The sequence below is a fragment of the Pseudomonas sp. JL2 genome, assembly GCF_031570495.1.
Classification (GTDB): domain Bacteria; phylum Pseudomonadota; class Gammaproteobacteria; order Pseudomonadales; family Pseudomonadaceae; genus Aquipseudomonas; species Aquipseudomonas rhizophila.
The window spans coordinates 160,186-178,651 of sequence record NZ_JAKUDH010000007.1 but is presented as its reverse complement, the minus strand read 5'-3'; the positions used below and the strand labels follow the sequence as shown (position 1 = coordinate 178,651).

The following is an 18,466-nucleotide window of genomic DNA, read 5'->3' as shown; positions in this document are numbered from 1 at the left end:
GCATACGGCATGACTGGGGTCGAGACGAGACTGGAGGATGGACCTACAGGGGCCGAGAATCATCGGCCTCGCTTTTATGTCTCTCCGGCGCTGACTTCTTGTAGGTCTTGGCTTCAGCTGGGTGAGGGACACTGCAAAACGCTTGTAATCGGGCCAGACATGGCCGCGCCCGATTGTCGCAGCGGGGGGAGTTTACAGAATGAACTAAACAGACCGAAGCCTCTTTTTTCATTCAAGGCATAAACACCGACCAAATGACGGCGTTTTGATGGCGCACTGGCTGAAAAATGTGGGAGCGAGCCTGCTCGCGATGGCCGTGGCGCATTAGACAGTGATGCAAGCTGACCCAGTGCTATCGCGAGCAGGCTCGCTCCCACAAGGGATTGTTGGTGAAATCTGGCGTCACCTCGCCACTCGCTATCCGAGCAACTGACTCAACACCGCCCGCAATTTGCCGGGCTTGACCGGTTTGTTGAGCAGTGGCGCATTGAGTTTGCGCAAGGCGCGGCGGCACTGGTCGCTGCGATCGGCGGTGATGATCACCGCCGGGATCGTCTGTTGGAAATGCTCGCGCAAGTGCTTGACCACTTCGCACCCGACCACGCCATGGTCCAGGTGGAAATCCGCCAGGATCAGTTCCGGCGCGCGGCCTTGCAGCACGTCAAAGGCACCCGCCTCGTCCGTGGCGGTCAACACGTCACACCCCCACTGCCCCAGCAGCGCGGCCATGCTTTGCAAAATGCTCAGCTCATTGTCGATGACCAGCAGACGGCGGCCAGGCAGCGGGTTACCGGCGACGGCCTGGGCGGGCATCTGGGCCATGGGCAGCAGTCTTTCAGCAGACAACGGCACCTCGATGCTGAATACCGAACCGCGCCCCGGGCGGGAACGTACCTGGACCCGATAACCGAGAATGTGGGCGATACGCTCGACAATCGCCAAACCCAGGCCGACACCCTTGCGATCGGCAGCGCGACCTACGTCCAGCTGGTTGAACTCCAGGAAGATCGACTCCAGGCAGTCGGCAGCAATACCGCGCCCCGTGTCCCAGACCTCCAGGCTCAACCGCTCGCCCCGACGCCGCGCGGCCAACAGGATGCCGCCCTGAGCGGTGTAGCGACAGGCATTGCTGAGCAGGTTGCGCAAGATCCGGGTCATCAGCCGCAGGTCGGTCATCACTGTTTCGTCGCCGAAACGTACCCGTAGCTCCAAGCCGGCAGCGCCAGCCACCGATTGAAACTCCGAAGCCAGCGGCGCGAGCAACTCATCCAGCCGATACGGCGCCAGGTCCGGCCTGACTGCAGCCTGGTCCAGCCGGGAGATGTCCAGCAGGTCGGTGAGCAGGTCTTCCGCCCCTTCGAGCGCCTGGTGGGTACGCTCCACCAGCACGTGTTCGGAGGTGGGCAGCGAGCGTTCGCGTAATGTGGCGATCAGTAGGCGTGCGGCGTTGAGCGGTTGCAGCAGGTCATGGCTGGCGGCGGCCAGGTATTTGTCCTTACTGCGGTTGGCCGCCTGCGCAGCGTCCCGAGCGTCGCGCAGTTGTTGTTCGATCAGCTCGCGTTGGGTGATCTGTTGTTGCAGGTTGCGGTTGGCCTCCAGCAGTGCGTCGGTACGTTCGGCCACCCGCTGTTCCAACTGATCGTTGAGCTGTTGCAGGTGTTGCCGAGCCTGTTCCAGCTCATCGAGGCGCGCGGCCAGTTCCGGATAGTGGCTCTTGCGCGTGGAGTGATTGCCCAGTCCCAGCAGCCCGGCCAGGGCTTTTTGCTGTTCGTCAGAGGGCTTCGCCATAGACGACCTCGACATCCCGCTGGCTCGACTCCCGAGGGTTGGTGAGAATGCACGGGTCATGCATCGCATGTTGCGACAGGAACGGAATATCCGAAGTACTCACCCCGTGCAGCCCCAGGGTTTCGTGAAAGCCGATGGTGCGTTTGAGGGCAATCAGGTGTTCCACCAGCCGGGTGCGGATCTGCCGGTGATTGAGGCCCCGGCAATCGATACCCAGCGTCTGGGCAATCACCTTGAAACGTTCGGGCGCCGAGTTGTAGTTGAACGCCACCACATGCTCCACCAGCACCGCGTTGCACAAGCCATGGGGCAAATCCAGGAACCCGCCCAGGCTGTGGGACATCGCGTGCACCGCACCGAGAATCGCGTTGGAGAACGCCAGGCCGGCCTGCATGCTGCCCAGCATGATCTTTTCCCGCAGGGCGACATCCGCCGGGTTGGCGATCATCTGCACCAGGTTGCTGTTGATCAGGCGCATGGCCTCCAGCGCATGGGGGTCGGTGAGCGGGCCGTGGCCGGTGGATACAAACGCCTCGATGGCATGCACCAGCGCATCGATGCCGGTGCAGGCGGACAAAAACGGGTCCATGCTCAGGGTCGTTTCCGGGTCGATCAGCGACACGTCCGGCACCGCGGCCTTGCTGACGATGGAAAACTTCATGCGCTCTTGCTGGTTGGAAATGATCACGAACTGCGACACGTCCGCCGAGGTGCCGGCGGTGGTGGGAATCAGGATCAACGGTGGGCTGGGCACGTGCAAGGTGTCCACGCCTTCGAATTCCAGGATATTGCGACCATGGGCAACGACGATGCCGATGCCTTTACCGCAATCCATGGGGCTGCCGCCACCGACCGCGACGATGACATCGCAGTGGTTTTCCCGGTACAGCTCGGCCCCGAGCATGACTTCTTCGACCCGGGGATTGGGCGAGACGGCACTGTAGATGCAATAGTCGATGGCCTGGGCCTGGAGGCTGGCCTCGACGTCGGCGACCCATCCTGCGGCGATCACGCCGGGATCGGTGACGATCAGCACCTTGCGTGCGCCGAACGTCTTGGCGTAATTGCCGACATTGTGCCGGCAACCGGCGCCAAACATGATTTCAGGTGAAACGAACTTGCGCAGCGGGCTGAGACTCTGGCTCATCGGTAAGCCTGTTCTTATTGTTCCGGGAATACCCTGAGCCTAAAGCATCCCACCGTGATTGCAATCAGACCAAATGGGTAGCCCGGCCTGAACATCTCAGGCCGGGCCAACGCTCATCGGTTGGCGAAGTACATCGTCACTTCAAAGCCTATACGCAGGTCGGTGTACGCGGGTTTAGTCCACATGGGTCTTTCCTCTTCTTGTACCGGGCCATTCCGGCAAGGTCATTAATGCACGCTGTACCCGACGTTCGAATGCTACTTTCGAAGCAGTGGGTGGGGTGCGTTGGTAGCAATGCTGCAATCACACAAATCCAAATGTGGGAGCGAGCCTGCTCGCGATGACGCCGGAACATTCAACATAGAGGTTGAATGATCTACCGCTATCGCGAGCAGGCTCGCTCCCACAGGGGGGGGGTCTGGGTTAGAAGAAGCCCAACGGATTAACGTCGTAGCTCACCAGCAGGTTCTTGGTCTGCTGGTAATGGTCGAGCATCATCTTGTGGGTTTCACGACCCACGCCAGACTTCTTGTAGCCACCGAACGCGGCGTGGGCCGGGTACAGGTGGTAGCAGTTGGTCCAGACACGCCCGGCCTTGATTGCCCGACCCATGCGGTAGGCGCGGTTGATGTCACGGGTCCAGAGACCGGCGCCGAGGCCGAACTCGGTGTCGTTGGCAATCGCCAGGGCTTCGGCTTCATCCTTGAACGTGGTCACGCCCACCACCGGGCCGAAGATCTCTTCCTGGAACACGCGCATCTTGTTGTGGCCCTTGAGCAGGGTCGGCTGGATGTAATAGCCGCTCGACAAATCCCCTTCAAGATGTTCCGCCGCGCCGCCCGTGAGCAGCTCGGCGCCCTCCTCCCGGGCGATGTCCAGGTACGAAAGAATCTTGTCGTACTGCTGCTGGGACGCCTGGGCGCCGACCATGGTTTCGGTATCCAGCGGATTGCCGCGCTTGATCTTGGCGATCTTCTTCATGACCTCGGCCATGAACGGCGCGTAGATCGACTCCTGCACCAGCGCCCGTGATGGGCAGGTGCAGACTTCGCCCTGGTTGAAGAACGCCAGCACCAGGCCTTCGGCGGCCTTTTCGATGAACGCCGGCTCAGCCTGCATGATGTCTTCGAAGAAGATGTTCGGCGACTTGCCGCCCAGCTCCACGGTGGACGGGATGATGTTCTCGGCGGCGCATTTCATGATGTGCGAGCCCACCGGGGTCGAGCCGGTGAAGGCGATCTTGGCGATGCGCTTGCTGGTGGCCAGGGCTTCACCGGCTTCGCGGCCAAAGCCATGGACGATGTTCAACACACCGGGCGGCAGCAGGTCGGCGATCAGCTCGACGAACACGGTGATCGACAACGGCGTCTGCTCCGCTGGCTTGAGCACGATGCAGTTACCCGCGGCCAGGGCCGGGGCGAGTTTCCAGGCGGCCATCAGCAGCGGGAAGTTCCACGGGATGATCTGTCCGACCACGCCCAGCGGTTCGTGGAAATGATAGGCGGTGGTCAGTTCATTGATCTCGGCGGCCCCACCCTCTTGGGCGCGGATGCAGCCGGCAAAATAACGGAAATGGTCGGCCGACAGCGGTACGTCGGCGTTGAGGGTTTCGCGCACGGCTTTGCCGTTGTCCCAAGTCTCGCTGACAGCCAGGCGTTCCAGGTTCTGTTCGATGCGGTCGGCGATTTTCAACAGCACCAGGGAGCGATCCTGCACCGAAGTCTTGCCCCAGGCATCGGCAGCGGCGTGGGCTGCGTCCAGGGCCTTGTCAATGTCAGCGGCGTTGGAGCGTGGGAACTCGGCGATGACCTCGCCGTTGACCGGGGACGTGTTGGTGAAATACTCGCCGTTAACCGGCGCGACGAATTCGCCGCCGATGAAATTGCCATAGCGCGGCTTGAAGGTAACGACGGCGCCTGGGGTTCCGGGTTGTGCATAGATCATAATGGGCCTCTGCCTGGTCGATGCCTGTCGCGGGACAGGCGATAGGCCGATGGTAGAGAGCCCCGCATGCTGGACGAATGCGTCATTGGCAGGGGGGCTCTCGTTATTTGGTCGTAGGTTTTGCCGCGATCCGAGGATGAATCGGAGCTTTTATGTGGGAGCGAGCTTGCTCGCGATGGCGGCGGATCAGTCACCATCGATGCAAGATGTTCTGGCCCCATCGCGAGCAAGCTCGCTCCCACAGGTTCTACATTTGCCAAGGTTGGCTCAGCGCTTGGCCACCAACTCTTTCGGCAACTTGAAGGTCCAGAGCATGCCGCCCTGGTTGAAGTCCTTCACGCGCTTGGCCACTTCGCCGCCCCACAACGGCACCGCGCCACCCCAGCCCGAGAGCACGGAGACGTATTGCTCGCCATCCATTTCCCAAGTGATGGGCGAACCGAGCACACCGGAGCCGGTCTGGAACTCCCAGACCTTTTCCCCGGTCTTGGCGTTGAAGGCCTGCAGGAATCCTTCAGGCGTGCCGGTGAACACCAGGTTGCCCTTGGTGGTCAGCACTCCGCCCCACAGCGGCGCGAAGTTCTTGTGACGCCAGACCTCCTTGCCAGTCTTGGGGTCGATGGCCCGCAGCACACCGATGTAGTCCTCGTTCAGCGGCTTGATGGTGAAACCGGCCCCCAGGAACGCCGCGCCCTTCTTGTAGGCGATACCCTCGTTCCAGATGTCCATGCCCCACTCGTTGGACGGCACGTAGAACAACCCGGTGTCCTGGTTGTAGGCCATGGGCATCCAGTTCTTCGCCCCGAGGAACGCCGGCGCGACAAACACCGAGCTGCCCTTGGCTTCGCTGCCCGGCGCGCCCGGACGGCCGGCCTCGTTGTAGATCGGCCGCCCTTCCTTGTCCAGGCCGCTGGCCCAGGTGATCTTGTCGACAAACGGGAAGCCGCGGATGAACTTGCCGTTGGTGCGATCGAGCACGTAGAAGAAGCCGTTGCGGTCGGCGGTGGCCGCAGCCTTGATGTCCTTGCCCCCTTCCTTGTAGTTGAAGGAGATCAGTTCGTTGACGCCGTCATAGTCCCAGCCGTCGTGAGGGGTGCTCTGGAAGTGCCATTTGATGCTGCCGTCGTCCGGGTTAAGGGCCAGGCGCGACGAGGAATAGAGGTTGTCGCCGGGGCGCAGATGGGAGTTCCACGGTGCCGGGTTACCGGTGCCAAACAGCAGCAGATTGGTTTCCGGGTCGTAGTAGCCGCCCAGCCAGGGCGCGGCACCACCGGTCTTCCAGAGATCCCCCGGCCAGGTCTTGCCGGCTTCGCCACCGGAAATGCCATTTTCAATAGCCTTGCCGTCCTTGTAGACATAACCCATGTGCCCTTCCACGGTCGGACGGGTCCACAGCAGCTCGCCGTTTTTCGGGTCGTAGGCGCTGATCTTGCCCACCACGCCAAACTCGCCGCCCGCCACGCCGGTAATCAGCTTGCCATTGACGATCATGGGTGCGGCGCTGATGGAGTAGCCTTCCTTGTGGTCAGCGACTTTCTTGCTCCACACCACCTTGCCGGTGTCCTTGTTCAGGGCCACCAGCTTGGCGTCCAGGGTGCCGAAATACACCAGGTCGCCATACAGCGCCACGCCACGGTTGATCACGTCGCAGCAAGGGCGAATGTCATCGGGCAGGCGCGCATCGTATTGCCACAGCTTCTTGCCGGTGCGTGCATCCACCGCGAACACCCGCGAGTAGGAACCGGTGAGGTACATCACCCCATCCTTGATCATCGGCTGGGCCTGCTGGCCGCGCTGCTTCTCGCCGCCGAAGGAGAACGCCCAGACCGGACGCAGATCCTTGACGTTATTCACGTTCAGCGTGTCGAGCGGGCTATAGCGTTGGCCTTGCACGCCGAGGCCGTTGGTCACGACCTGCTGCGGGTTTTTCGGGTCCTGGAGAATTTCCTGATCGGTCACGGCGGCCAAGGCCGAACCGGACAGCAGCATGGCACTGAGCAGCAGGCTCACGGCGAAGGGCTGGCGACGTGCGGGATGAGTCATGACGGCTACCTCTGCGGTTATTGTTATACCCGGGAAATTTTCCCGGTCTGCCGCAGATTCTTGGCCTTGGGGCCGTCGTCAACAATTGCCCGCTGTGTTGAGTTTTCTAGTTCCTTGGTACATGTGAAGACCGGATTGGACCGTTACAACGCTGTTCCCTCAGGAAGCCGGTAAGGTGGCGCCAGCCTTGCGTGAACGGCATGCCGGCTTCAGGGCGAGTCGGCTTGGAAAAAATCGCGCAAGATTCGGGCGAATTCGTCGGGACGTTCGTCGGCCGGCCAGTGTCCGGCACCTTCAATGACGGTCCCACTCAGGTGCTGCGCCACCGGTTCGAGGAGCAGGCTGGTCTTCTCGGCGAACCCCCATCGACCACCAATGCCGAGCACGGGCATCTGCAGTTTGCCCCGCCGAGCGGTTTCGGAATGGTCGTCCATGTCCTGCCAGACCGCAGCGTAGTAATTGAGGCCCGCTCGCAGCGCGCCTGGTTTGATGATCTGCCGGACATATTCCTCGAAGTCCTCGCCGCTCACGCCCTCAGGGTTGGCGGACATCTTCCAGAAAAACCAGGAGAGCAGCTCGCGCTCCTTTCCGCGAATGAACATTTCCGCAACATCGGGCTGAGTGAAGAAGCTGAGTTGCCAGCTACTGGCGACGTCCCAGTCTCGAGATGGCGTCAGCTTGGCCTCGTAGCCGAACCCCGGCAGCGCATATTCGGCGAGGGCCAGCCGTAGAACCTCGTTGGGGTGCGCGCCGGCATATTGGTAAGCAACGCCAACACCGTGATCGTAGCCCACAAGGAAGACCGGCCCCAGGTTGAGCTTCTCGATGAGGGCTCGTAGATCGCGCGCCATGGTCCGCTTGTCGTAGCCCCCGGGCGTAATCGACGATCCTCCGGCTCCGCGCAGATCAGGGGCAATGATTAGATACTGGTCGGCGAGTTCCGCCATGACCCGATTCCACATCAGAGAGTGTTGTGGCCAGCCGTGGAGAAGGACGATCGGTGCCCCTTGCCCGGTAAACCGATAGTGCATTTCGATGCCATTGGCGTGGACTTTGTCGTGGAGGATTTTTGTGATGGTCATTTCATCGCTGCTCCAGAGTTCTGCCTTGCGTAGAAAGCACTCTGCGGCCATGACATCTTCGGTTCCGCGACTTCGGCTATTTTTTCAGGCACCACACCCCTGCTGTGTCCTTAACAATGACCTTAGACCAAGGCCCGCCTTTTTTCATTTTTGGCGCTAGCCGGGGGATTTGCCGGGACTACTCAATCTTGGCATCTACTCGCTTCATCCCTACCCGCTCATAACGCGGATAAAGATGACTGACACTGCGAATCAGCTCATACCGACTCAAGCTGATTCCGGCAAAACGCTCGGGGATGGGGCTGCGGATCATCTCGGCCATGTCATCGCCCCGGGCCGCGCCGTCGCGCATCAGTTGGTCGAGCCAGCTGAGGTAGTCGCGCATTTGCAAGAAAGGCCGGGCATCGCTCGCCACTGGACCATGGCCGGGTACGATCTGCTTCCACGACAGGCTTTGCAGGGTGTCCAGATCCTTGAGCCAGACCTCCAGACCGGGGCTGTTCGGGGTGGTCAGGGCTCGTTCGTAGAACACCAGATCGCCGGCAAACAACACGCCGGTGGTTTCATCGAGGATCGCCAGGTCCGCCCCGGTGTGCCCGGCCAATGCCAGCAGACGCAACGAATGGTTGCCGACCTTCAGCGGACCGGGAACCAGCACTTGGTTTGGCAACACCACTTCGGTGCCACGCATCCAGTCACCGACCAGCCGGTACATGTTCTCGGCCATGGCATCGCCCTGCTGGCGCAACAGATCCGTGGTCCCCGCCAGCGCGCCGATGGAGACGTCGCTGAAGGCCTGGTTGCCCAAGACATGGTCGGGGTGATGATGGGTCAGCAACACCTGGACTACCGGCTTATCGGTGATCGCGGCAATCGCCTGGCGCAAGGCCTGCCCGTAGCGCCGGGACGGGCCGCTGTCGATGACCACCACGCCGGCCTCGGTGACAATAAAAGCGGTGTTGACGATGTTGCCGCCGTTGGCCTTGGCAAAATTGTCCGTGCTGCCTTCCAGCAGCCAGGTGCCTTCGGCGATCTGCCGGGGCTTGAGTGAATAGTCCGCTGCGGCCCATGTCGGCAGGCACAGGCCCAGCCAGATCAGCAACAACCAACGCATGGCGCGCTCCTTGTGGTCAGGGGACCGTTGCCTCGAATTCATTGCCGCTGTTGTCACGCAACAACAGGCGGGTCTGCCCGGGGCCTTGAATGTCGAAGCTCAGGTTGGGGTTTTCGCTGACGGCCGGGAACAGCTCCAGGCGCGCCAGCACCTGGCCGTCGTCGTCCAGCAACTGCGCCTGGTTGAGGTAAAACTCCGGGATGCCGCTCACCAGCCCATTGTCCATCGGGTGGGCGACTTGCAGGCGCAGGCGGCTGTCTTCACCTCGGGGGTACCGAGCTCCCAGCACTTCGCCCAAGTGTTCTTCCCAGCCCGGCTGGGTCCGCACCACGCTTGGCGCGGTGCAGCCGCCACCGGCCGCGTCGATCAACGTCGAACCGACGTGCCACAGGCCGTCACGGGTCTGCACGGCGGCGCGCAACGGCGTGGCCTGCTCGATGCGAATGCGGATCGACAGCCAGGGCAGCACCCGCTCCCCCGGCTGGAAATCGACGATCTTGGGCAGTGGGTTCAATTCGGCCCAAACCAGCATGCGCACCACGTCGCCGGTGAATGCGCGGGCATCGATCTGCAACGGCACCTGGCGCGCGTCTTCGGCAAAAGGCGGCGCCAGCAATCGGACCCGGTCATCGAACACGAAGGGCGCCTCAGCCAGCAGTTGTTTGTGATAGAAGGCCCACATCACCGAGGGCACCGGGTCCTTCCCGGTCTCGAGCGCCGTCGCCGTCAACGGCAGGCAGCACAACAGCAGACCCCACGCTCGCCAGTTCATCCCTGCGCTCCTATTGATACATCTCGGGCACTTCGTAACGCAGGCCGTAATGGGCATAGATGGTTTTGAGACTGCCGTCGCGGATCAACCCTTCCAGCGCTTCTTCTACCGCATAAGCCAACTGCCGGTTGCTCTCATGCACCGCCATACCGATTTCCCACCGTTGCTTGCCCATGTTCGGGTAAGCATTTTCGGCCAATGCCAGTTGCGGATCGGCCGCCTCATGCAGTTGCCAGTCGATCTCCCCGCGCATGGCCATGACCGCGTCGACCTGCCCGGCCCGCATGGCCTTGAACGCCTGGCCTACGCCGGGGAAGTGATGGGTCCTGGCGCTGAGCATGCCGTTGAACACCGAGGTCAGGTAGAACGACGGCACGCTGTCGACTTCAACGCCAATGGGGTGCTGCTGGAATACCGCGACACTGCCTACACTTTCAAGCCGGCGGCGGTCGTACGCCACTTGCCAGCACTCCTGCTGATAAGGCCCGAACATGGCGACCTGGGCGTTTTCCAGTTCACCGATGTCGTTGCGCTTTTGCACGTAGTCGCGATCGTAAGGCACGCGCATCATCAGGTCGGCCAGTTGCCGACCATGCAGGGCGCTGCTGCGCCAGATGTAATCGCGCAGGTCGTCATCGAGCTTTTCGCCGGGCGGCGCCCAGATCAATCGCAGGCGCACGCCAAGGGCTTTGGCCAGGGCCTGGGCCAGCTCCACATCCACGCCCCGAGGCTGACCGTGGTCTTCGAAGCTATAGGGGGCAAAATCCTTGTACACCGCCACTTTCAGCTCGCCGGCGGCGATCATTTCGTCGTAGTTACGCACCTGTGCCTGAACCGTCTGGCCACACAGCAACAGGCTGCAGAATATCCACGCGAACAGGCGCATGGCGATCACTCCTCGACGTGCACGCTGTCGAGATAGGTGCGCACCGCCCACAAGGCTTCCTGGCTCAAATAGTCCGCCATTTTCGGCATGTAGACCCGGCCGTCGCGCACCGCGCCGTGACGCACGCGCTCGACAAACCACTCATCTCCGGCTTCGGCGGCATCCAGCATGCGCAGATCCGGCGCGATCCCGCCGGACTTGGCTTCCAGGCCGTGGCACGCGGCGCAGTTCTGGTTGTAGGCCGAGGCGCCGATTTCCACCGCTTTGTCTCGCTCAGGAGAACTGCGGTAAGGGTTCTGGGCGACCCAACCATCGCCATCCAACGGCAGGCCGGTGTCCTTGATCGGGGTCAGCCCTTTGGTTTCCACTGCCTGGGGCACTACGTTGCCATGGGCCCACACGGAGCCTGCGCCGGTCAGCCCTATCAGCAATGCGGTAGCGATGATGGCGTTGCGTTTTGTTGTCATTGTTATGCCCTCGAATTTGCACGCAAGACCTCTCTACAGAGGCCGTGCCGTCATCTTAGGAACGCCTGCACCCCAGCCGAATGCTGCTTTGGTGGCCGCACTCTAGTTCCTTGGTAGCGGGTCATCCGGCGCGGTTCGCAAAGACAGCCGGTTCGGGAAGTCTTCCCGGCAAGGGCGGGACTTTTTCCGTATCGGTAGAGCCCTGACGCGACCCAACCTAGTCAGGCCAAAACCTCACTGGGAATGCCCACCATGACAATAAAAACGCTCCCCGCCCTCTCTTCCCTGACCGTTGCCTTGCTGCTGGCCGGCAGCCTGTCCCTGACTCCGCAGGCGAACGCAGCAGTCACCTGGGAAGACATCGCCAACGACCACCTGACCACCCGCGACGTATTGCAATACGGCATGGGCACCAACGCCCAGCGCTGGAGCCCGCTGGCCCAGGTCAATGACAAGAACGTGTTCAAGCTCACGCCGGCCTGGTCTTATTCATTCGGCGACGAAAAGCAGCGCGGCCAGGAGTCCCAGGCCATCGTCAGCGACGGCGTGGTGTACGTCACCGGCTCTTACTCGCGGGTGTTCGCCCTCGACGCCAAGACTGGCAAACGCCTGTGGACCTACAGCCATCGGCTGCCGGACAACATTCGCCCGTGCTGCGACGTGGTCAATCGGGGCGCGGCCATTTACGGCGACAAGATCTACTTCGGCACGCTGGATGCGCGGGTGGTCGCCCTGAATAAAAACACCGGCAAAGTGGTGTGGAACAAGAAGTTCGGCGATCACGCGGCCGGCTACACCATGACCGGAGCCCCGGTACTGATCAAGGATAAAACCAGCGGCAAGGTGCTGTTGATCCATGGCAGTTCCGGGGATGAGTTCGGCGTGGTCGGGCAACTGTTCGCCCGGGACCCGGACACCGGTGAAGAAGTCTGGATGCGGCCTTTCGTCGAAGGCCACATGGGCCGTCTCAACGGCAAGGACAGCACGCCGACCGGCGATGTGAAAGCACCGTCCTGGCCCGACGACAAAACCACCGAAACCGGCAAGGTCGAGGCCTGGAGCCACGGCGGCGGCGCACCTTGGCAGAGCGCCAGTTTCGACCCCGAAACCAACACCATCATCGTCGGCGCCGGCAATCCGGGGCCATGGAACACCTGGGCGCGCACGGCCAAGGATGGCAACCCGCAGGATTACGACAGCCTCTACACCTCCGGCCAGGTGGGCGTCGACCCGAGTACCGGCGAGGTGAAGTGGTTCTACCAGCACACGCCCAACGATGCCTGGGATTTCTCCGGCAACAACGAGCTGGTGCTGTTCGACTACAAAGACAAGGACGGCAAGCTGGTCAAGGCCACCGCCCACGCCGACCGCAACGGCTTTTTCTACGTCGTGGACCGCAACAACGGCAAGCTGCAGAACGCCTTCCCTTTCGTCGACAACATCACCTGGGCCAGCCACATCGACCTGAAGACCGGCCGCCCGGTGGAAAATCCAGGTCAGCGTCCGGCCAAGCCACTGCCGGGTGAAACCAAGGGCAAACCGGTGGAGGTCTCACCGCCTTTCCTGGGTGGCAAGAACTGGAATCCCATGGCCTACAGCCAGGACACCGGGCTGTTCTACGTGCCGGGCAACCAGTGGAAGGAGGAATACTGGACCGAAGAGGTTAACTACAAGAAAGGCTCGGCCTACCTGGGCATGGGCTTTCGCATCAAGCGCATGTATGACGATCACGTCGGCAGCCTGCGGGCGATGAACCCCACCACCGGCAAGGTGGTCTGGGAACACAAGGAAGCCTTGCCGCTGTGGGCCGGGGTGCTCGCCACCAAGGGCAATCTGGTGTTCACCGGCACCGGCGACGGCTTCTTCAAGGCCTTCGACGCCAAGACCGGCCAGGAATTGTGGAAGTTCCAGACCGGCAGCGGCATCGTCTCCCCGCCCATCACCTGGGAACAGGACGGCGAACAGTACATCGGCGTGACCGTCGGCTACGGCGGCGCCGTGCCGTTGTGGGGCGGCGACATGGCCGAGCTGACCAAGCCGGTGGCCCAGGGTGGGTCGTTCTGGGTGTTCAAGATTCCGAGTTGGGATAACAAGGTGGCCCGCCAATAACCCTTGTGGGAGCGAGCCTGCTCGCGATAGCGGTGGTTCAGTGGGCAGTGATGTTGAATGTACCGACGGCTTCGCGAGCCGGCTCGCTCCCACTCTTGATCTCATTGGACCCAGAATCTGTTGCCAGCAAAGAACCCATGCGGGAGCGAGCCTGCTCGCGATAGCGGTGGTTCAGTTGGCAGTGATGTTGAATGTACCGACGGCTTCGCGAGCAGGCTCGCTCCCACTCTTGATCTCATTGGACACAGATTCTGTGTCCAGCAAAGATCCCTTGTGGGAGCGCGCCTGCTCGCGAAGCCGTCGGTACATTCAACATCACTGCCAACAGAACCACCGCTATCGCGAGCAGGCTCGCTCCCGCAAGGGATCTTTGCTGGACACAGAATCTGGGTCCAATGAGATCAAGAGTGGGAGCGAGCCAGCTCGCGAAGCCGTCGGTACATTCAACATCACTGCCAACAGAACCACCGCTATCGCGAGCAGGCTCGCTCCCGCAAGGGATCTTTGCTGGACACAGAATCTGGGTCCAATGAGATCAAGAGTGGGAGCGAGCCGGCTCGCGATAGCGGTGGTTCAGTTGGCAGTGATGTTGAATGTGCCGACGGCTTCGCGAGCAAGCCCGCTCGCACTCTTGATCTCATTGGACACAGATTCTGTGTCTAGCAAAGATCCCTTGTGGGAGCGAGCCTGCTCGCGATGGCGGTGGTTCAGTTGGCAGTGATGTTGAATGTACCGCCGCAATCGCGAGCAGGCTCGCTCCCACAGTTAACTCGAGTTCCTGCCATGAACTATCCACTGGTTTTATTGATCGTGTTCGCCGCAAATGCCAGCGCCGCCGACCCCGACATGCCCCTGACCATCAACGGCTGCATCATCGCCGAGTCCAGCCAATGCCCCGGCGCCGACCTTCGCGGCGCCCGGCTGGCCAACCAGGACCTGCGCAAAATGAACCTCAGCGGTGCCGACCTGCGGGGCGCCGATCTGCGCCATGCGCGGCTGGACCTGGCCAATCTGGAAAAAGCCCGTCTGCAAGGCGCCAACCTGACCCGAGCCAGCTTGCAGCAAAGCAACCTGCGCCTGGCGGACTTCAGTGGGGCCACGCTCAAGGCTATCCAGGGCTGGGGCCTGTTTGCCCAGGGCGCGCAGTTCCAGAAAGCCGACCTGAGCGCCGCGTATCTTCAATTCGCCCGGCTGTCCGGCGCCCGAATGCACGAAACCAACCTGCAAGCCGCCGACCTGGAAATGGCCTGGCTGAGCAAGGCAGATCTCAAGGGCGCCGACCTGCGCGACGCCAACCTGCAGGAAGCCAAGCTTGGCGAAAGCAACCTGGAAGACGCCGACATGAGCGGTTCACGCCAGCATTACGGGAATTTTCAGGATGCGAATATGCAAGGGTGTACGGGTTGCCCGACGACTTGGGATTAGTACCCATTCAAGGACCGACACAGATCCCGTGGCGAGGGAGCTTGCTCCCGCTGGGCTGCGCAGCAGCCCCCATCCAGACAACTCAATCTTCCTGATGCACCGAAGCGATTGGTATTGGGGCTGCTTCGCAGCCCAGCGGGAGCAAGCTCCCTCGCCACAGTTGTGTATTGCTTTCAAGGATGGGATTCACCCCGCCACCCGCACCACGCCCATGTCGATCCCCAGGTGGACCAGTTCGGCATGGGAACTGACCTGCAGCTTGCTCTTGAGCAGCGTCAAGTGATTGGACACGGTCTTGGCGCTGATGCACAACTGTTCGGCAATGGTGCGAGCCGGGGTGCCCCTGGCGAGCATGACGAAGATCTCCAGCTCGCGCTGGGTCATGCATTGCAAGCGCGGGTCGGTGTCGTGTCGGGTACTGGCGCAGGCCAACTGGGTGGCCAGGGCTTGTTCGATGTAGGCATGGCCGGCCAGCACCCGGCGCACGGCCTCCACCAGTATCTGAGGTGCCGAATTCTTGGTCAGGTAGCCCGCAGCCCCGGCGTCCAGCGCCTGACGGACCAATGGCAGTTCATCGTGCATGCTGAAGAACAGCACCCGCAGTTGCGGCAGGCGCTGGCGCAGGCGCCGGGTGGTTTCCAGCCCGCTGATACCGGGCAGGCCGAAATCCATGATCACCAGATGAGGCACCTGCTCCAGCACTTGACTCAACGCCTCCTCACCGGTGGCGGCTTCGCGCACGTGCAGCTCCGGCATCAGCGCCCGCAATAGGCTGGCATAGCCCTGCCGAACCACCGCATGATCGTCGACCAACAAGATGTTCATCACGCCTCCAGGGGAATATTCAAGGCCAGCGCCCAACCGGCACCGGGCTGGCTGATGATGCGCAGTTCGCCACCCAGGCTGCGGGCGCGCTCGGACATCGAGTGCAGGCCAACGCCCGCTCGATGGGGCCCGGTCGCTCCCCGGCCGTTGTCACGCACCAGCACTCGCAAACGCCCGGCCCGATGGTGCAGGCGAATCCGCACCTGCGTGGCGCCGGCATGCCGGACGACATTGGTCAGCGCTTCCTGCAACAGGCGATACAGGTGGGTCTTGTTCGAGCCCGACAACGGCGGCAACGGCGCGTTGATCCGCAGCTGACAGGCGATGCCCTGGTTTTGTTGCCACTGAGCCACCAGCAGCTCGATGGCCTCGGACAGCGGCAGGTGCTGAAGCACCACCGGATACAGGTCTTGCACCAGCGCACGGAATCCCTGTTGCAGATGCTCGCAATGACCCTCGAGCTGGCTGACGGTCTGCTCCAGCATCGGCGGCTGATCGATCACCAGCCGCAGCAAGCATGCCCGGGCGCGGATCCCTGCCACGTATTGGCCCAGGTCATCGTGCAGGGTCCGAGCCAGCTGCGTGCGTTCCTGCTCCTGCACGGCCAGCAGGGCTTGAGTAAGCCGGGTGTTATCGGCCTGGGCCTGAGTCAGGGCAGCGGTCATGCGATTGAAATGCACCGCCAATTGCCGGGCCTCCGGGATAGCATCAGCGGCCAGCCGCACCCGCAGATCGCCGGCGCAGACCTGACGCAGGGCCTGCAGCAATTCATCGAGCAATCCCATACCCCGGCGCACCGCCCAGCGGATCACCAGCAGGCTGACCAACAACGCCAGCGCACAGACGCCGAGCAGTTGCACCAGGGAATCGAGGACTTCTTCGATTTCGTCCCGAGGGTCGACCGCGATCCAGGCCCGGCGACCGTCGCGCAAATCCACCACCGCGGCAGCCGGAGCGTCGCCCAGTAACCAGCGACCAAGCCAGGCGCTCACCCCGCCCTCGCTGTTCCCCGGCTGCACCTGCCCCGCCGCCAACCAGTGCACCCGCACATGACGCAAACTGCCGGTCAGCCGCGACTGGAGACTGGCCGGGTTGCGCTCGGCGGTTTCACTCAGGTAATGCACCACGGACTCGGCCGATTGCAGCTCACGTTTCACATCAGCCGTGGCTTGATGCAGCAACAGGACCGCACAAGCCAGGGTGACCAGGGCGAAAAACGCCGTCACCCAGAGGTTGATTCGCCAGAGGGCCGACATGGTTAGCGGCCCATTCCCTGGCCGGCACAAAACCCCTGTGGGAGCGAGCCTGCTCGCGATGAGATCGGCACATTCAACAGCGCTGTCGACTGAACCACCGCTATCGCGAGCAGGCTCGCTCCCACAGGGGGACCTCTGTGCTCGCAGGTTTTGTGTTCGCGGCTGCTCTTTGGTTTGCCAGACAACCGGTCCACGCCAATCAGACTCAAGATCAGCAACAGCGGCAGCAGCAGGGCTTTGAGAATCCGCACGGTCTGTCCGCTCCTGATGAATGACGATGACTGGCATCCTAAAACCCCGGCGTCGACAGCGGGTTACTACCTTGGTACTGGCCCGGCGGTACTTTCTGCATATTTCCCCCTGGACACAGGCTTCCTATGCTGGCGCTACCCGCAATGGAGGTGTTATGCGCCGGCTCGTCAGTTACGCCTTGATCCCTTTGCTCGCAGCGGCCAGCGCCGGGTTGCCGGTCGCCGCCCAGGCTGGCGACGGCGCGCCGCTGCAAGTGCGCATCGGCTACCTGGGTTATCGCCCCGACCCGGGCCCGCTGCTGTCCAACGTCATTGAAGAGCCCGCCGATGCTGGGCTGCGCGGGGCGCAGTTGGCGATTGTCGACAGCAACAGCACCGGGCGTTTTCTCAAGCACGATTACCAGCTGCAAAGCGCCAGCGTCGACAGCCCCGAAGCCTTGCTCCAGGCCGCCCAAGCGCAGCATGACCAGGGCCTGCGGTTGTTTGTGGTCAACGCACCATCCGCCAGCCTGCGCCAACTCAGTGCCGCCCTGCCCGACAGCCTGCTGTTCAATGTCGGCAGCGCCGACGACAGCCTGCGCACCACCGATTGCCTGGGCAACGTGCTCCACAGCCTGCCCGACCGGGCGATGCTCGCCGATGCCTTGGTGCAGTTCAGCGTCGTACGCAAATGGCAGCGGGCGTTACTGATCGTCGGCCAGACCGCCGAGGACCAGGCCTATGCTGCCGCGCTACGACGAGCCATGAAGCGTTTCGGCATGAAGGTCGTCGCGCAAAAAGACTGGCAGTTCGACAACGACCAGCGCCGCAGCGCCCAGGCCGACATGCCTTTGTTCACCCAGACCGCCGAATACGACGTGGTGCTGGTGGCCGACGAGCGCGGCGACTTCGGCGAATACGTGCCCTATCAGACCTGGTACCCGCGTCCGGTGGCCGGCACGCAAGGCCTGACCCCCACCGCCTGGCACAAGACCGTGGAAACCTACGGCGCGGCACAGCTGCAAAAACGCTTCGAAGCCCTGGCCGGGCGCTGGATGAATGATCGTGATTTCGCCGCCTGGATCGCCGTGCGCAGCATCGCCAGCGCCGTGAGCAAACTGCGCCAGGACGACCCATTGGCCATCCGCCAACTGGCGCTGAGCGAGCAATTGCCGCTGGACGGTTTCAAGGGGCGCAAGCTCAGTTACCGGCCGTGGAACGGGCAACTGCGCCAGCCGATTCCCCTGGTTCAGCCGCGAGCGCTGGTGAGCACCTCGCCCCAGGACGGTTTTCTGCACCCTACCAACGAAATGGACAGCCTGGGCTACGACCGGCCCGAAGTGAGCTGCCGCTACCCCTGATCCCTTCAAGAACAACA

The 18,466-nt window shown here is 62.4% G+C and carries 15 protein-coding genes; 3 read left to right on the top strand and 12 right to left on the bottom strand.

The annotated features are described in order from the left end of the window. Window positions 1–417 precede the first annotated feature (417 nt). The 10 genes from MKS85_RS12400 to pedF form a co-directional block, all read right to left on the bottom strand. A complete protein-coding gene (locus MKS85_RS12400) occupies window positions 418–1,788 on the bottom strand; it encodes a hybrid sensor histidine kinase/response regulator (RefSeq protein ID WP_047229924.1) in 1,371 nt (456 codons plus the stop codon). Beyond that, complete coding sequence (gene ercA, locus MKS85_RS12395) at window positions 1,772–2,935, bottom strand: alcohol dehydrogenase-like regulatory protein ErcA (protein ID WP_076385145.1); 1,164 nt, start codon at window positions 2,933–2,935, stop codon at window positions 1,772–1,774. Before ercA ends, MKS85_RS12400 begins: the two co-directional genes overlap by 17 nt. A 113-nt stretch (window positions 2,936–3,048) precedes the next feature. Next, entirely contained in the window at window positions 3,049–3,120 is a 72-nt protein-coding gene (pqqA, locus tag MKS85_RS12390; RefSeq protein ID WP_003243383.1) for a pyrroloquinoline quinone precursor peptide PqqA, read from the bottom strand. Window positions 3,121–3,358: 238 nt separating this feature from the next. Further along, a complete protein-coding gene (locus MKS85_RS12385; RefSeq protein ID WP_076385147.1) occupies window positions 3,359–4,879 on the bottom strand; it encodes an aldehyde dehydrogenase family protein in 1,521 nt (506 codons plus the stop codon). A gap of 267 nt (window positions 4,880–5,146) precedes the next feature. Next, window positions 5,147–6,922: a PQQ-dependent methanol/ethanol family dehydrogenase gene (locus MKS85_RS12380; protein WP_076385149.1), complete on the bottom strand. Its 1,776-nt coding sequence runs from the start codon at window positions 6,920–6,922 to the stop codon at window positions 5,147–5,149. A 209-nt stretch (window positions 6,923–7,131) separates the two neighbouring features. Beyond that, window positions 7,132–8,004, bottom strand: coding sequence for an alpha/beta fold hydrolase (locus tag MKS85_RS12375; protein ID WP_188251610.1), 873 nt, complete (start codon window positions 8,002–8,004; stop codon window positions 7,132–7,134). Between the two features lie 178 nt (window positions 8,005–8,182). After that, complete coding sequence (locus MKS85_RS12370) at window positions 8,183–9,118, bottom strand: quinoprotein relay system zinc metallohydrolase 1 (protein ID WP_076385153.1); 936 nt, start codon at window positions 9,116–9,118, stop codon at window positions 8,183–8,185. Window positions 9,119–9,134: 16 nt separating this feature from the next. Beyond that, window positions 9,135–9,890, bottom strand: a complete 756-nt coding sequence (locus tag MKS85_RS12365) for a quinoprotein dehydrogenase-associated SoxYZ-like carrier (RefSeq protein ID WP_188251611.1) — start codon at window positions 9,888–9,890, stop codon at window positions 9,135–9,137. Between the two features lie 10 nt (window positions 9,891–9,900). Continuing rightward, a complete protein-coding gene (locus tag MKS85_RS12360; protein ID WP_047229004.1) occupies window positions 9,901–10,776 on the bottom strand; it encodes an ABC transporter substrate-binding protein in 876 nt (291 codons plus the stop codon). Between the two features lie 5 nt (window positions 10,777–10,781). Next, the gene (gene pedF, locus MKS85_RS12355) at window positions 10,782–11,243 is read right to left on the bottom strand and encodes a cytochrome c-550 PedF (protein WP_160892508.1); all 462 of its coding nucleotides are present in this window, start codon (window positions 11,241–11,243) and stop codon (window positions 10,782–10,784) included. Window positions 11,244–11,495: 252 nt separating this feature from the next. Between pedF and exaA the strand changes: the two genes are divergently transcribed. Together exaA and MKS85_RS12345 are read left to right on the top strand one after the other, a co-directional pair. Continuing rightward, a complete protein-coding gene (gene exaA, locus MKS85_RS12350; protein WP_047229002.1) occupies window positions 11,496–13,352 on the top strand; it encodes a quinoprotein ethanol dehydrogenase in 1,857 nt (618 codons plus the stop codon). A 783-nt stretch (window positions 13,353–14,135) separates the two neighbouring features. Then, window positions 14,136–14,777 (top strand): pentapeptide repeat-containing protein, encoded by a 642-nt coding sequence (locus tag MKS85_RS12345; protein ID WP_310662926.1) that lies wholly within the window; start codon window positions 14,136–14,138, stop codon window positions 14,775–14,777. Window positions 14,778–14,963: 186 nt separating this feature from the next. Here MKS85_RS12345 and MKS85_RS12340 read toward each other — a convergent pair whose 3' ends face one another. Both MKS85_RS12340 and MKS85_RS12335 read right to left on the bottom strand, forming a co-directional pair. Beyond that, window positions 14,964–15,602 carry a response regulator transcription factor gene (locus MKS85_RS12340; RefSeq protein WP_047229000.1) on the bottom strand — a complete coding sequence of 213 codons (639 nt, stop codon included), beginning with the start codon at window positions 15,600–15,602 and terminating at the stop codon, window positions 14,964–14,966. Next, window positions 15,602–16,858, bottom strand: coding sequence for a sensor histidine kinase (locus MKS85_RS12335; RefSeq protein ID WP_047228999.1), 1,257 nt, complete (start codon window positions 16,856–16,858; stop codon window positions 15,602–15,604). The genes MKS85_RS12340 and MKS85_RS12335 overlap by 1 nt, the downstream gene beginning before the upstream one ends. A gap of 406 nt (window positions 16,859–17,264) precedes the next feature. Here MKS85_RS12335 and MKS85_RS12330 point away from each other — a divergent pair, with 406 nt between their 5' ends. After that, complete coding sequence (locus MKS85_RS12330; protein WP_188251613.1) at window positions 17,265–18,449, top strand: ABC transporter substrate-binding protein; 1,185 nt, start codon at window positions 17,265–17,267, stop codon at window positions 18,447–18,449. Window positions 18,450–18,466 lie beyond the last annotated feature (17 nt).

Coding starts and splice junctions, on each gene's coding strand:
- MKS85_RS12400 (WP_047229924.1), bottom strand. CDS start 1,788: ATGGCGAAGCCCTCTGACGAACAGCAAAAAGCCCTGGCCGGGCTGCTG.
- ercA (WP_076385145.1), bottom strand. CDS start 2,935: ATGAGCCAGAGTCTCAGCCCGCTGCGCAAGTTCGTTTCACCTGAAATC.
- MKS85_RS12385 (WP_076385147.1), bottom strand. CDS start 4,879: ATGATCTATGCACAACCCGGAACCCCAGGCGCCGTCGTTACCTTCAAG.
- MKS85_RS12380 (WP_076385149.1), bottom strand. CDS start 6,922: ATGACTCATCCCGCACGTCGCCAGCCCTTCGCCGTGAGCCTGCTGCTC.
- MKS85_RS12375 (WP_188251610.1), bottom strand. CDS start 8,004: ATGACCATCACAAAAATCCTCCACGACAAAGTCCACGCCAATGGCATC.
- MKS85_RS12370 (WP_076385153.1), bottom strand. CDS start 9,118: ATGCGTTGGTTGTTGCTGATCTGGCTGGGCCTGTGCCTGCCGACATGG.
- MKS85_RS12365 (WP_188251611.1), bottom strand. CDS start 9,890: ATGAACTGGCGAGCGTGGGGTCTGCTGTTGTGCTGCCTGCCGTTGACG.
- MKS85_RS12360 (WP_047229004.1), bottom strand. CDS start 10,776: ATGCGCCTGTTCGCGTGGATATTCTGCAGCCTGTTGCTGTGTGGCCAG.
- pedF (WP_160892508.1), bottom strand. CDS start 11,243: ATGACAACAAAACGCAACGCCATCATCGCTACCGCATTGCTGATAGGG.
- exaA (WP_047229002.1), top strand. CDS start 11,496: ATGACAATAAAAACGCTCCCCGCCCTCTCTTCCCTGACCGTTGCCTTG.
- MKS85_RS12345 (WP_310662926.1), top strand. CDS start 14,136: ATGAACTATCCACTGGTTTTATTGATCGTGTTCGCCGCAAATGCCAGC.
- MKS85_RS12340 (WP_047229000.1), bottom strand. CDS start 15,602: ATGAACATCTTGTTGGTCGACGATCATGCGGTGGTTCGGCAGGGCTAT.
- MKS85_RS12335 (WP_047228999.1), bottom strand. CDS start 16,858: ATGTCGGCCCTCTGGCGAATCAACCTCTGGGTGACGGCGTTTTTCGCC.
- MKS85_RS12330 (WP_188251613.1), top strand. CDS start 17,265: ATGCGCCGGCTCGTCAGTTACGCCTTGATCCCTTTGCTCGCAGCGGCC.